General features: G+C 66.1%; 15 protein-coding genes. 2 read left to right on the forward strand and 13 right to left on the reverse strand.

Annotated elements, in window-relative coordinates:
- Positions 1 to 30: 30 nt before the first annotated feature.
- Complete coding sequence (locus V6U71_RS10775; RefSeq protein ID WP_411342225.1) at positions 31 to 693, forward strand: HAD-IA family hydrolase; 663 nt, start codon at positions 31 to 33, stop codon at positions 691 to 693.
- Here the strand turns inward: V6U71_RS10775 and V6U71_RS10780 are convergent.
- From V6U71_RS10780 to V6U71_RS10820, 9 genes are all read right to left on the reverse strand, one after another.
- A complete protein-coding gene (locus V6U71_RS10780; RefSeq protein ID WP_411342226.1) occupies positions 690 to 1,382 on the reverse strand; it encodes an alpha/beta hydrolase in 693 nt (230 codons plus the stop codon). The two genes, V6U71_RS10775 and V6U71_RS10780, sit on opposite strands and share 4 nt — an antisense overlap.
- A 74-nt stretch (positions 1,383 to 1,456) precedes the next feature.
- Entirely contained in the window at positions 1,457 to 2,470 is a 1,014-nt protein-coding gene (locus V6U71_RS10785; protein ID WP_411342227.1) for a nucleotidyltransferase family protein, read from the reverse strand.
- Complete coding sequence (locus V6U71_RS10790; RefSeq protein WP_411342228.1) at positions 2,467 to 3,333, reverse strand: HprK-related kinase A; 867 nt, start codon at positions 3,331 to 3,333, stop codon at positions 2,467 to 2,469. The genes V6U71_RS10785 and V6U71_RS10790 overlap by 4 nt, the downstream gene beginning before the upstream one ends.
- Positions 3,330 to 3,611 carry an HPr-rel-A system PqqD family peptide chaperone gene (locus tag V6U71_RS10795; protein ID WP_411342229.1) on the reverse strand — a complete coding sequence of 94 codons (282 nt, stop codon included), beginning with the start codon at positions 3,609 to 3,611 and terminating at the stop codon, positions 3,330 to 3,332. Before V6U71_RS10795 ends, V6U71_RS10790 begins: the two co-directional genes overlap by 4 nt.
- Positions 3,604 to 4,050 carry a MarR family winged helix-turn-helix transcriptional regulator gene (locus V6U71_RS10800; protein ID WP_411342230.1) on the reverse strand — a complete coding sequence of 149 codons (447 nt, stop codon included), beginning with the start codon at positions 4,048 to 4,050 and terminating at the stop codon, positions 3,604 to 3,606. Before V6U71_RS10800 ends, V6U71_RS10795 begins: the two co-directional genes overlap by 8 nt.
- A 37-nt stretch (positions 4,051 to 4,087) precedes the next feature.
- Positions 4,088 to 6,130: a TonB-dependent receptor gene (locus V6U71_RS10805; RefSeq protein ID WP_411342231.1), complete on the reverse strand. Its 2,043-nt coding sequence runs from the start codon at positions 6,128 to 6,130 to the stop codon at positions 4,088 to 4,090.
- A complete protein-coding gene (gene maiA, locus V6U71_RS10810) occupies positions 6,127 to 6,759 on the reverse strand; it encodes a maleylacetoacetate isomerase (RefSeq protein ID WP_411342232.1) in 633 nt (210 codons plus the stop codon). The genes V6U71_RS10805 and maiA overlap by 4 nt, the downstream gene beginning before the upstream one ends.
- A gap of 142 nt (positions 6,760 to 6,901) precedes the next feature.
- Positions 6,902 to 7,921: an SO2930 family diheme c-type cytochrome gene (locus V6U71_RS10815; RefSeq protein ID WP_411342233.1), complete on the reverse strand. Its 1,020-nt coding sequence runs from the start codon at positions 7,919 to 7,921 to the stop codon at positions 6,902 to 6,904.
- The gene (locus V6U71_RS10820; protein ID WP_411342234.1) at positions 7,918 to 9,132 is read right to left on the reverse strand and encodes a parallel beta-helix domain-containing protein; all 1,215 of its coding nucleotides are present in this window, start codon (positions 9,130 to 9,132) and stop codon (positions 7,918 to 7,920) included. Before V6U71_RS10820 ends, V6U71_RS10815 begins: the two co-directional genes overlap by 4 nt.
- A 93-nt stretch (positions 9,133 to 9,225) precedes the next feature.
- On the opposite strand from V6U71_RS10820, the gene V6U71_RS10825 reads away from it, so the two are divergent.
- The gene (locus V6U71_RS10825; RefSeq protein ID WP_411342235.1) at positions 9,226 to 9,639 is read left to right on the forward strand and encodes a DUF2147 domain-containing protein; all 414 of its coding nucleotides are present in this window, start codon (positions 9,226 to 9,228) and stop codon (positions 9,637 to 9,639) included.
- A 44-nt stretch (positions 9,640 to 9,683) separates the two neighbouring features.
- Here V6U71_RS10825 and V6U71_RS10830 read toward each other — a convergent pair whose 3' ends face one another.
- From V6U71_RS10830 to V6U71_RS10845, 4 genes are all read right to left on the reverse strand, one after another.
- Complete coding sequence (locus V6U71_RS10830) at positions 9,684 to 10,379, reverse strand: aspartate/glutamate racemase family protein (RefSeq protein ID WP_411342236.1); 696 nt, start codon at positions 10,377 to 10,379, stop codon at positions 9,684 to 9,686.
- Positions 10,380 to 10,501: 122 nt separating this feature from the next.
- A complete protein-coding gene (locus V6U71_RS10835; protein WP_054587969.1) occupies positions 10,502 to 12,007 on the reverse strand; it encodes an NAD(P)(+) transhydrogenase (Re/Si-specific) subunit beta in 1,506 nt (501 codons plus the stop codon).
- 1 nt (position 12,008) lies between these two features.
- A complete protein-coding gene (locus V6U71_RS10840) occupies positions 12,009 to 12,290 on the reverse strand; it encodes a proton-translocating transhydrogenase family protein (RefSeq protein ID WP_039573456.1) in 282 nt (93 codons plus the stop codon).
- 159 nt (positions 12,291 to 12,449) lie between these two features.
- On the reverse strand, positions 12,450 to 13,034 hold the full coding sequence (locus V6U71_RS10845) for a fasciclin domain-containing protein (RefSeq protein WP_411342237.1): 585 nt from the start codon (positions 13,032 to 13,034) through the stop codon (positions 12,450 to 12,452).
- Positions 13,035 to 13,054 lie beyond the last annotated feature (20 nt).

The raw sequence follows: 13,054 nt of genomic DNA on the forward strand, positions 1-13,054 counted from the left end.
GTTTCCAGACTGCCGGGCCATGCGCACGCGATGAATGACTTCCCTTTCCGGATCGTCGGATTCGACCTCGACGGCACGCTGGTCGATACGGCGGGCGACCTGACCGCGGCGGTCAACCATGCGCTGTCGCTCGTCGGGCGAGCGCCGCTGCCCGAAGCGGCGGTGCGGCCGATGATCGGGCTGGGCGCCAAGCATATGCTCGAACAGGGGCTGGCGGCGACCGGCGGCGTCCCGGGCGGCGATGTCGAGCGGCTCTATCCCGAACTGCTGCGCTATTACGAAGACCATATCGCGGTGCACAGCCGCCCCTTCCCCGGCCTGATCGAAGCGCTCGACCGGCTCGACGCGCTCGGCGTGCGTACCGCCGTCGTCACCAACAAGATGGAGCGGCTAGCGCGCCTGCTGCTCGGCGAACTCGGGCTGGCCGACCGGATGGCGACGATCATCGGCGGCGACACGCTGGGCGTCCGCAAACCCGCGGCCGAGCCGATCCTCGCGATGGTCCGGCAATGCGGCGGCGGGCGGGCGGCGTTCGTCGGCGACAGCATCTATGACGTGATGGCAGCCACGAACGCCGGAGTGCCCAGCATCGCGGTCAGCTTCGGCTTCCTCGACCGGCCGGCGGCCGAACTCGGCGCCGATCACGTCATCGACGATTATGGCGAACTGATCCCGCTGCTCGAAACGCTTTAGGTCGCGACCGCCCGCGCTGCCTCGTCGATCAGCGCCGCAACCTCGGCCGGCATCGAAGCGAGCGATGCGTGGCCGGCGTTCAGGGTAACGATCTTCTTTGCGCCCATCCGTCCCGACATCATCGCCTGATTGTCAGGGTGGATCATCCGGTCCTCGCTGGAAATCTGATACCAGCAATCCTTGTTGCGCCATGCCGGGTCGGACATCGTGTCGCCAAAGGTCGTTGCCAGCGGTGCCTTCTGGGTCACCGCCATCACCCGCGCGCCATCGGCATCCAGATCCTGACAGAAGTTTTCGTGAAACTTGTCTTTGCGTATCCACAAATATCCATCGCTGTCGGGCTCAAGCGCGGCGGCGCCCGCGGGCACATGCGCCTGGGTGATGCCGCCCGGCGATTCGCCCTCATCCGGCGCAAAGGCGGCGATGTAGACGAGACCCGCGACATTGGGATGATTGCCCGCGCCGGTGATCACCGCCCCGCCATAGCTGTGACCGACCAGCAGCACCGGCCCGTCATGCTGGGCGATCATCCGGGTCGTTCGCGCGACATCGTCGGCAAGCGATGTCAGCGGCAGTTCGACAGCCTCGAGCGAGTTATGACCCAACGCGTCGAGCGCCAGGATCACCTTGCCCCAATGCGCGGCGCCGCCCCAAAAACCGTGAACGAGCAGGATTGCGGGAGTCGTCATATCACCTCTCCTCTTATCCGGTTTTCGGACGATAGCATGTCACGGCAGCGCGCCCAACCGCGACCTTTTCCCGGTTACCGCTTCCGCCACTTGGTCCACAAATGCCGCGCGAGCATCGCGGGCGGCATGCGCAGCCAGTGCGAGCGGACGTAAAAGGCCTGCTGGAGCGCGAAATCGGTCGAACGCCCCCAGTCGTCGCGCGCCAGCAACCGGCGGCGATACCAGTCGTCGCCCGGCTCCTGTCCGTCCCAGCCCAAAGGAAGATCGCTGCCGTAAAGGTCGCGCGACAACCGGGCGGCGCGGCGAACCGGCGCGCGCAGCCCGTGCATGTCGGCGCGCGCGTCGAGCTTGCCCCAGAAGCCGGGATCGGCAGCGGCAAAGTCGCGCGTCAGGCAGTGGAAATCCCAAAGGTTGCGGAGCCCGCCCTGCAAATCGCCGTCGGCGAGCATATGCGCCGCGCAATGGCAGACCATGTCGGCGGGGCAGAGCACGGCATGGCCGCTGCCGGTCGCCACCGCATCGCTCATCAGCGCCAGCGCATCGGGCGTGATCCGGTGCGTCCGCGGCAGGATCGTATGGTGGACATCGATCATCCGGTCGCGCGCCTTGTGGATCAGCGGCGGGAGCTCGTGCATATGATCGCGGTAATAGGCGTCGTCATAGGGATCGGACTTCACCCACTCCCAGTCGGCCGCGAGCAGCTCGTTCTCGGCGCGGCCGATATCGCTTTGCAGGACGAGAATATCAAGGTCGCCGATCTGGCGGCCCGCCGAACAGGAGAGGTCGGCCGCGGCATAGGCCGTCCCCTTGAGCAGCACGAATTCGATGCGCTGTTCCTTGAGCGCACGGCGCGCCATCTCGGCTTCCCACAGCGCCTGTCGCTGCGCGACCTCGGCCGCGGTGCGCTGGTCGGCGAACAGTGCGACGACCGAAGGCGGCAGGTCGGCCGCTTCGAGCCGGCAGGCGAGCGTCGCAAGCATCGCTTCGCTGCGCGCGACGCCGATCACCCCGTCCCAGTCGCGCGGGCCGAGGTCGGCGGCATCGCGGCGTCCGGCCAGCAGGTCGACGAGCGTCCGCACCGCGCTCATCGCGCCGCCTCCGCCCACAATTGTTCGGCAAGCGCGATCCCCGTCGCGCTGTCGGGATAGGAGATGCCGAAAGCGGGCGTCTCGCGCACCAGCCGGGTCAGCGCCACGAAGCCCGCCTCGCCAAGCGTGACATAATTGGTCGATGATTCGGTGAGGCGCACGAAGGCTTCGCCCTCCCCCATCGGCTCGATCGCCGCCTCGCCGCCGAAGCGCGGAAAGAGAAGCAGCGCCGGGCATGCGGGTTCGTGCATCGCCGCGATCGCATTGCTTCTCGGGATCAGGTGGCGGATGTCGCCCTTCGGCGTTCCCGCAAGCAGCGGCCCGAGCCGCGACGCATCGACCCGCGATGCCATTTCGGCGATCGCCGCATTCTTGAGGCTGACCGCACGCGGAAAAGCGAGCGCATCGCCGCTCAAGGGCTCGATCAGGGTAAACTCGTCGCCCATCAGCCGCCAGTCACCCTCGCCCAGCAGCGCGGCGAGGGTCGATTTTCCCGACCCCGATTCGCCCGACATGATCAGCGCGCGACCATCCTTCGCAACCGCGCTGGCGTGGAGCAGCATATGCCGCCGCCAGCCCAGCGCGACCTGCAGGTTCATCGCCATCTCGGCGGCGAGCAGCCCCATCGACAGCGGCAGCGGCAGCGCGTCGGGGACGATGAAATCGCCCCCGATATGCACCGACGGGCGCAGCCAGCGCCGCCAGGGCCGGGCCGCGAACAGGCGCACCGTGGCGTCGGCCGGGCGTGCGTCGTCCTGCGGATAGGCGGCATAGAGCCGGTCGAGCGCCGCGATCGGTTCGGGCCAGTCGCTGCCGACGCGAAACTGGACGGGGCCGACGGCGATCCGCGTGCTGTGCCTCACGCGCGCTCCACCAGCCCGAGCGCGGCGAGTTCGGCCAAGCGGTCGGCAACGATCGCCGGTGCATCGCCATCCGCATCGAGGTCGAACGCAGCGGCGAGCCGGTCGGCGAGCGTGGCGGCATCGCATATATCGCTGCCCATCAGAGCGAGCATTTCGGGCATCGGCGGCGCGACGAGGTGCGTCTGCATCGAACGGCGGTCGAAAATGGCGGTGAGTTCGCCGAGCGGCTCGATGCGCAGGGCGTCGGGCGAGGCGGCGCGATAGGCCCGGTCAGGCATAATCTTCGGCGGCGGCAGTCAGCTTGGTGAGGATGGTCAGCAGCGTCGCGCGCTCGCGTTCGCTGATCGTCGATTCAAGCTGCGCCTCGCTCGCCAGCGCCGCGGGGACGATCGCATCGTAGAGCGAACGGCCGGTCTCGGTGAGTTCCAGATGGTGCGAGCGTCCGTCGGCCTCGTGCGCCTGCCGCGCGATCAGGTGCCGGTCGGCGAGCGCCTTGGCGGCGCGATTGACCGTGACCTTGTCCATCCGCGTCGCCGCGACGAGTTCGCGCTGGGTCAGCGGCTTGCCTTCGCCGAGCACCGCCATCAACCGCCATTCGGGGATCTTGAGGCCGAAGCGGTTCTGATATTCGGCGGCGATCCGGCTCGACAGCGCGTTCGACGCGATCGACAGCCGGTACGGCAGGAAATTGTCGAGGTTCAGTTTCTTGGCGGCCATATGCTATCCATATCGCCTGATCGCCGTCTGTGAAGCCTCAGAAATTCAGCCTTGCCCCGATCCAGAGGGTTCGCGGCGTGGCGCGTTCGACAATGCCCGTCGACGAGATCGCTGCGGGGACGAGTTCATCGAAGATGTTCTCGCCGCGCGCTTCGATGCTGATCGCCTTGGCAAGCCGCCACGACAGGCCGGCATCGAACGTCAGCGCGTCGCCGAGCTCAAGCAGCCCGAGGTCGTCCTCATTCTGCTTGCCGACATAGCGCAGCGTCGCGAAGCCGCCGAGCGGGCCATCGCCGTTACTGCGCAGCGACACGCTGCCGCCATGTTTGGCGATCTGCGCCGGGCGGCGTCCGTCGAGCGTCGCGGCGGCACCCGATGCGTCGACCCTGGCATCGGTATAGGCGTAGGTCGCGCGCAGGGTGACCGGCCCGACGCGCTGTTCGGCGGCGAGTTCGATGCCCTTGCTGTCGATCGCATCGAGATTCTGGCGCTGGTTGAGATTGGGTGCGAGCGTCACATTGGCGATCGCGTTGGTGAGGTGGTTGGCGAACAAGGTCGCCGACAGCTTCGTTGCGCCGCCGCTCCAGTCGGCCCCGATCTCGCCGCCCCACAGCCGTTCGGGCTTCAGCGCTTCGTTCGCGGTCGTCACCTCGGCGCCGACACGGAACGGCCGATACAGCTCGTTGAGCGTCGGGAGGCGCCAGCCGCGATAGCCCGCGGCGCGCAGCGAAAAGCCGTTCGACGTCCAGCGCAGCCCGGCGCGCCCGCTGCCTTCCCAGCCCTGCCGCGCCGCAAAATCGAGGTCGGTGATCAGCGGTCCGGCGATATTGCGTTCGAGCCGGTAGCCCGCGCCGAGCCACCAGCGGTCGACGCGGCCGCTCAAGGTCCACAGCAGACCGTCGTCCGGATCGCCCGATGTCCATTCGGCGAAGGCGCCGACGGTATCGCTGCTGCCGCCAGCGATGCGGTGACGGCCCGGAACGCCGTTGGTGAAGAAGAAATCCTCCTCGGTGCGGCCCGTCGTGCGGCGCCAGTCGGCGCCGACGCGCAGCGGATTGGCATTGCCGATCGCCGGGCGCAGTTCGAAGCGCGCGCCGAGCCCGGTCGCGGGAACGCGCTGGAACAGCGCGGGGCTCACACTGTTCCGTCCGGCGGCAACGCTCGCGAAACCGCTCTCGAAATCGCGGAGCTGGATATAGGTGAGCGCGAGCCACTGCGTCGCGCCCGCCGGGTCGTGGACGACGCGCAGGCTGGCATCGAGCCCGTCGACCTTGCTCTTGGTAAAGTCGGTGCCGCGGTCGCGCCGGTCGGCGAAGCCGCGCACGCTCGCCTCGATGCGGCTGTTGTCCCCGGCGTCAAAGCGCAACCGCACGCCGATCCCGCCCTGCTCGTAGGGCGCGGCGCGGTCGACTGCGCCGCGCTGACCTTTCGCGACGGGTACGAAGCCGTCGCCGCGGCCGTAGCGGCCGTCGATCGCGACCTGCCCGCTCCCGAGTTCGGTCCCGGCGCTCGCCGACGCATCGAAGCTGTCGCGGCTGCCATAAGCGGCGCTTGCGGTCACGCCGTCGGTCATTTCGGAATAGAGGCCGATCGTTCCCGCGAGCGCGCCGGGGCCGTCAGCCCCGCTGCCGCCGCCGCGGGTAATCGAGATGCCGCCCAGCCGGATCGCGTCATAGGCGCTCCACGCGACCCAGCCGCCGAAGGGGTCTGCCTGCGGTACGCCGTCGAGCGTCACCAGCGCGCGGCTCGACGCATTGCCGCCGAGCCCGCGCAAGGTTACGCCCTGGCTCGTCGGATGCGCGCTGCGTCCGTCCGAGCGGCGGAATTGAACGATGCCAGCCTCGTCGCGCAGGCGGTTTTCGATACGCGTGCCGAGGCCGGGATCGAGGTCGAGCAGGATCGCGGACGACTGGACCCGGTCGCTCTCCGGCGCCTGCAACATCCCGCTTCCGGTCACCACGATTTCCTCGGGCGGAACAAGCCGCGCCGGAATCCATATTTCGGTCTCGTCGCGCTTATCCTGCGCCATCGCCGCCGTCGGCAGGACCAGCACGGCGGTTCCGATCAGAAGGCGGATCATGCCGGCTTCACCGCATCGGGGTGCGCGTTCCGGAACGCATCCAGCTCCATGCACGCCGCATCGATCGCCACGAGCCGCGGATAATCGTCGAGCGGCACCTCGAAGCGTCGCGCATTGTACATTTGCGGCACGAGACAGCAGTCAGCGATCCCCGGCGTCTCACCACCGAGATAGCGGCCGTCGCCCGCCATCGCTTCGAGCGCCTCGAAGCCCTGCGCGATCCATGTGGCGATCCAGCGGTCCTTGGTCTGCTCGTTGAGGCCGAGGTCTTTGGTCAGATATTTGAGTACGCGCAAATTGTTGAGCGGATGGATGTCGCTCGCCACAACCTGCGCCTGCGCCAGCGCGACGGCGCGCGGCATGGCATCGTCGGGGATCAGCCGCGGTTCGGGATGACTGCGGTCGAGCCAGTCGATAATCGCCATGCTCTGGATCATCGGCTCGCCGTCGACGACGAGCATCGGGACGAAGCCCTGCGCATTCTGTTCGAGATAGGCGTCGCTGCGCTGCTCGCCCGCGATCAGGCTGACCTCGACGCGCTCATAGGCGAGCCCCTTGAGATTGAGCGCGATGCGGACGCGGAAGCTGGCCGACGAGCGAAAATAATCGTGAAGGATGAGGGACGCCATTGGAGAGCCTTTTATCGTCATCCCGGCGAAGGCCGGGATCTCGACGGTGCGTCAGGCTGCAAGGATGAGATCCCGGCCTTCGCCGGGATGACGCATATGGGCGGAACCTGTTTCATTCAAGGCCGAGACGGCCTCAATTATCTTAACGCTCAGGCATATCGGCGATCCATTGCCGGAGCAGCGCCGCGCCTTCCTTGTGTACGGCGCCGCGGCCGAGTTCGGGCATCGCGATGCCGGGATCGAGGCTTTCGAGACGATAGATCAGGAAGCTGTGATCGGGATCGCCCGGTTTGATCGCAAATTCCATCCCGCCGCTGCCGCGTCCCGCCGCGGTCGGGCGCTTGCCGATCCCGTAATTGACGCCCGTCGGATCGTCGGTCCAGCGCAGGAACAGGCCGCTGTTCGACGCGCTGCCCTTCGGGTTGTGGCAATGCGCGCAATTGACGTCGAGATAGGCACGCGCACGCTCCGCGACGCTGCCGCTCTTCGGGTCGTCCCAGCGCGGCAGCGGCGCGATGCGGTTCGCCGGCCAGGTGAAACGGCCGCTCCGGAACGCTTGCCACTGCGGCGCGAAGACGAGGTTGCGCGCCTTGGGGCCGATCGGGACGATCGCTCCCGCCTCGGCATGGCATTCCTTGCACTGATTCTTGTTCGGCACGGCATAGCTGATCGACTGCGGCGTGCCGTCGGGCTCGGTAAAACTTACCGGCACGCGCCGCCCGCCGATCGCCAGCGTCGCGTCGCGCCCGTCGGCGTCCCACACGTAAGGAAGCGCGGTCCAGCCGTCCTTGCGGTGGATCAGCAGCCTTGTCTCGACCGGCTTGCCACCGCCCTGCCCGCTCCACGAGAAGCTCTTGATCAGCACCGTGCCGACCGGAAAGGCGACGGTGCCGTCGCCGCCGACTTCGGCCTTTGTACCGACGGGCAGCCAGATCGCGCGCGCCTTGTCGGCATAGTCGCTGAACAGCGGCGTGTGCAGTTCGTACGGCACCACGCCGGCCTGCAATGCAGCGCCGCCCGATACGAACAGGCCGAACTCCGACAGCTTGCGCGGCATCGTGTCGCCGTCGATCAGCGCCTGATCGGGACCCGCCACCGGAACCGCGGCCCCGCCGCTCGCACATAACAGCGCCGCAGCAAAGGCGGCGGCAAGGCGCTTCACTGGACCTTCGCCTCCATGCTCGCGGGCAGCTTGATCCCGGGCAGCGCGGCGGGCGCGCTGTCCTTGAGGTCGACCGGCGACGGCTTCGCCTCGCTCTGCGGCGTCTGGACATCGGGCAGGTTCAGCGACAGCACGCCGACATCGTCGTTGACGATGGCATTGCCCGACCCGTCCCACAGGATCGGCGGGATCGATCCGCCCATCGCCGCCGCCATCTCGGTACCGCCGGGAAAGCCGGGCGCGAAACCCGCCCGGCCGTGCGCATTGTCGCGCACGAAGATCTGGCGCGGCAGCGGTTGGTATTTGTCATCCTTGTACGGATAGCGATAGCCGACGATCATGATGTTGGCGGTGCCGTTATCCTCGAAGGCATTGTCGAAAATCTCGACATTGTTGTTCGCCATCACCAGCACCCCGGTGCCGGTCGGGACGCTCGCGACGATATTGCCCTTCGGCGCGAAATTGGGCGTGCTGTTGTCCTTCACGATATTGTCGAAGACGCGGACATTGTGCCCGCCCTGCATCGGCAGGCTCGGCAGATCGAACACGAGGATGCCACCGGTATTGCGCATCGCGATATTGTCGTGGACGTCGGCGTCGTAGCTGTTCTCGATCTCGATCCCCGCAACATTCTCGATCGCGAAGCTGTCGCGCACCACGATATTCTTCGACTGGCCGACATAGATACCGGCGTCCGACGCGCCGCGCACGAACACGCTGTCGATCAGCACATCGGTGCTTTCGACCGGGTAGATGCCGTAGGCGCCGTTGGTTTCCTTCGGTCCGGCGGTCCATTCGACGCGCAGCTCGTGATAGACGATGCGGTCGGCGCCCTTCGACTTGATCCCGTCGCCCTTGGTGTTCAGCACCGCGAAGTTGGTGAGATAGACGTCGTCAGAGGTGACGAGCAGCCCCTCGCCCGACCCCTGCTGGTCCGAAAAGTCGAGGATCGATCCATTGGCGTCGGTTCCGGCGCCGCGGATGGTGACATTGGCGACGTCGAGCGACAGCCCGTCGATGAGCTTCCACGTTCCGGCGCCCAGTTCGACGACATCTCCCGACACCGCCATGATCAGCGCCTCTTGCAGCTTTTCATTGGCGTCGGGCGTATCTGCACTGACGCTGATCGTTTTGGCCGACGCCGGGCCCGCAACAAGCGCGGCGGCGGCGAAGGTCAGATAAGCCGTTCGCGACAGGCCATGGATTCGCATAAGTCTCTCCCTGTTTCTTTCGAAACATGCGGCAAGACTTGACGGAAGTCAAGACATGTTGCTGACATGCCTGTAAAACAGGGAGAGGTCGCAATGTTCCACAGATATGCCTTGGCGCTTGGCGCCTTGATTGCCGTGCCGACGATGGCCGCCGCGCCCGCCTCGATCAGCGGGCGCTGGAAGACCGACGACGGCAAAGGGATCGTCGCGATGGCGCCGTGCGGCGCAAAAATGTGCGGCCGCATCGAGCGTCTGCTGATCAAGGAACCGGCGGGCGGCCAGCGCGACGAGCGCAACCCCGACAAGCAGAAGCGCGACCGCAAGGTTGCCGGGCTACAGATCTACTGGGACCTCGTCCCGGCCGGCGACGGCTGGAAGGGTGAAGGCTATAGCCCCGAGGACGGGCGCTATTACAAGGCCCACCTGCGCGTGAAGGGCAACAAGATGACGATGAAGGGCTGCGTTTCGGTGTTCTGCCGCACCGTGACATGGACCCGGATGAGTTAGCCCATCACTCCTCCCCATCGCCTTGCGACAGGGAGGATTTTTGATCAGCCCTCGCCCAGAATCCAGTCGACGCCCGCCGCGACGTGGATGCGGGTCGTGTCGTAGATCGGCAGGACGTTGGCGTCGGGATCGACCAGCATCACCAGTTCGGTGCTCGCGAGGACCAGCGCCTGGATGTCCTGCTTGGCGATATCGGTGATGAAGGTCTTCATCGTCCGGCGCGATTCCTCGAGCACCTTGCCCTGCATGAGCTGGTCATAGATGATATTGTCGATCGCCTCGGCGCGCGTCGCGTCATAGGGGGCAAGCGTCAGCCCGTGGCGGACGAGCCGCTGGCGGAACCACGCCTCGGTCATCACATTGCGCGTACCGATCACCGCCGCGGCCTTGATGCCGTCGGCCTTCATCTTCTCGCCCGTTTCGTCGACGATATGGATCAGCGGGATCGAAATCGCCGCCGCGACGTCCTCGGCGACCCTGTGCATCGAATTGGCGGCGATCATCAGCGCCGTCGCCCCCGCCGCCTCGAGCCGCTGCGCCGAAGCGATCAGCACATCTTTCGCATGCGCCCATTGTTCGGGCGTCGTCAGCCGCGACAGCTCGCAATAGTTGAGGCTTTCGAGAATGATCGGCGCCGAACAGGCCGTCCCCAGGCGCTTCTGCACCCCCTTGTTGAGATGGCGGTAATAAAGCTCGGTCGATGCCCAGCTGATTCCCCCGATCAGGCCGATTTTACGCATAGGGTTCCTTATCCCAAAAACACGTCGCCCCCGCGAAGGCGGGGGCCGCTATCGAGGTAGCTCAAGGCTGCCAGCGGCCCCTGCCTTCGCAGGGGCGACGGTTTAGGTCAATCTCTGTGCGATCAATGCCCGCCGCCGTTCAGCGCCTTGACGATGTCGTCGGTCATCTTCTTGGCGTCGCCGAGCAGCATCATCGTCTGGTCCATATAGAAGACGTCGTTGTCGACGCCGGCATAGCCGACCCCGCCCATCGAACGCTTCACGAACAGCACGGTCTTCGCCTTTTCGACGTCGAGCACGGGCATGCCATAGATCGGCGACGACTTGTCGGTCTTTGCCGACGGGTTGGTCACGTCGTTGGCGCCGATGACGAAGGCGACGTCGCACTGCGCGAACTCGCCGTTGATGTCCTCCAATTCGAACACTTCGTCATAAGGCACATTCGCCTCGGCGAGCAGCACGTTCATATGGCCGGGCATGCGGCCCGCGACCGGGTGGATGGCATATTTGACGTTGACGCCTTCCTTCTTGAGCAGGTCGCCCATTTCGCGCAGCGCGTGCTGCGCCTGCGCGACCGCCATGCCGTAACCGGGAACGATGATGACATTTTCGGCCTGGCTCATCAGGAAGGCGGCGTCGTCGGCGCTGCCCGGTTTCCACGGGCGCTGTTCCTTCGTGCCGCCCGAACCGCCGCCCGAATCATCGGCGCCGAAGCCGCCGGCGATCACGCTGATGAAGCTGCGGTTCATCGCGCGGCACATGATGTACGACAGGATCGCACCCGAAGAGCCGACGAGCGCCCCGGTGATGATCATCGCGGTATTGCCGAGCGTGAAGCCCATCGCCGCCGCGGCCCAGCCCGAATAGCTGTTGAGCATCGACACGACGACCGGCATGTCGGCGCCGCCGATCGGGATGATCAGCAGGAAGCCGATGACGAAGCTGAGCCCGGTCACGGTCCAGAACACCCACGGGCTCTGGTCGACGGTGAAATAGGCGACGAGCCCGATGATCGCGGCGAGCGTGCCGAGATTGATGATGTGCCGGCCCGGCAGCATGATCGGCGAACCCGACATATTGCCGTTGAGCTTGAGGAAGGCGATGACCGAGCCCGAGAAGGTGATCGCGCCGATCGCGATGCCGAGGCCCATTTCGATACGGCTGACCGTGTGGATCTGCCCCGCCGCATCGGCAATACCGAACGCGAGCGGATTGAGATAGGCGGCGGCGGCAACGGCCACAGCGGCGAGGCCGACAAGGCTGTGGAAGGCCGCGACGAGCTGCGGCATCGCGGTCATCGCGATCTTGCGCGCCATCACGATGCCAATCACCGCACCGATACCGATCGCGGCGAGAATCTCGACCAAGGCGACGGGATCGATGCCGACATAGCTGTTCATGGCATCGCCGACCTTCATCGGCATATGCGTCAGCAAGGTGGTGACGACCGCGATCGTCATGCCGATCATGCCGAAACGGTTGCCGCTCTGCGCCGTTGCCGGCGACGAAAGCCCGCGCAGCGAGAGGATGAAGAGGACGCCGGCGACCAGATAGGCGACGGCCGCCCAAGGGTTTACGGCAAGGCCATGGCCGCCGGTCGCGGCGGAAAGGATCGACTGGATGTCCATCTCAGCGCTCCTTCTTCTTGTACATCGCGAGCATGCGCGCAGTGACCGCGAAACCGCCGAAGATGTTGATGCTCGCCATCACCACCGCGGCCAGCCCCAGCCACTTCGACGAAGCTGATCCGGCGGCGGCGCTGGCGATCAGCGCGCCGACGATGATCACCGACGAAATGGCATTGGTCACGCTCATCAGCGGCGTGTGCAGCGCCGGGGTCACCGACCAGACGACGAAATAGCCGACGAAACACGCCAGCACGAAAATCGAAAAAATCGCAATGAAATCCACGGCGCGCTCCCCTGCTGATTCCGCGTGGCGCACCTCTTGCCGTGGCGATGCAGGCGTGTCGACTCCTAAGCGGTCTAAAAAACGCGCTTCAGCCCCCAAAAAAGCAGGAAATGTCTGGAATTCACGACATAAAATGTCGCAGTGCAACAAAGTTGCGCGTTACATTGCCGGAAGCAGCACCGCATCGATGACATGGACCACGCCGTTGGCCTGCTGAATGTCGGGTGCCGTCACCGTCGCCCGGTTGCCGCTGGCGCTGGTGAGCAGGATCGCCTTGCCGCTGAGGCTGGCGGTCAGTTCCTCGCCGCTGGCCGTCTTGAGCAACGTCTTGCCGCCGTCCGCCGCGATCTTCGCCGACAGGTCGGCGACGGTCAGCTTGCCGGGCACGATATGGTATTGAAGGATGCCGGTAAGCACCTGCTTCTGCGCCGGCAGCATCCAGCCGTCGCGCGTCGTCGGCGGCACCTGGATGAAAGCGTCGTCGGTCGGCGCGAAGACTGTGAAGGGACCGGTGCCCGACAAGGTTGCCGCAAGCCCCGCCTGTTGCAACACGGTGGCGAGCATCTTGTGCGTCGGCGATGCCGCGACCGCGTCGGCGATGGTGCCGTTCGGGTCGGCCGCAACGGTCGCGGCGATCTGGCTCGCGACGCTCTGCTTTTCGGTGGGTGCGGGGTCGGATTTGCTGCTGCAACCCGCCAGGCCGAGGCCTGCGGCGATCAGCGCCGTTGCAAAATGGCTCTTCATGCGAAGCGCCCCTAGGCCCG

The organism is Sphingopyxis sp. J-6 (assembly GCF_046603995.1).
GTDB lineage: Bacteria > Pseudomonadota > Alphaproteobacteria > Sphingomonadales > Sphingomonadaceae > Sphingopyxis.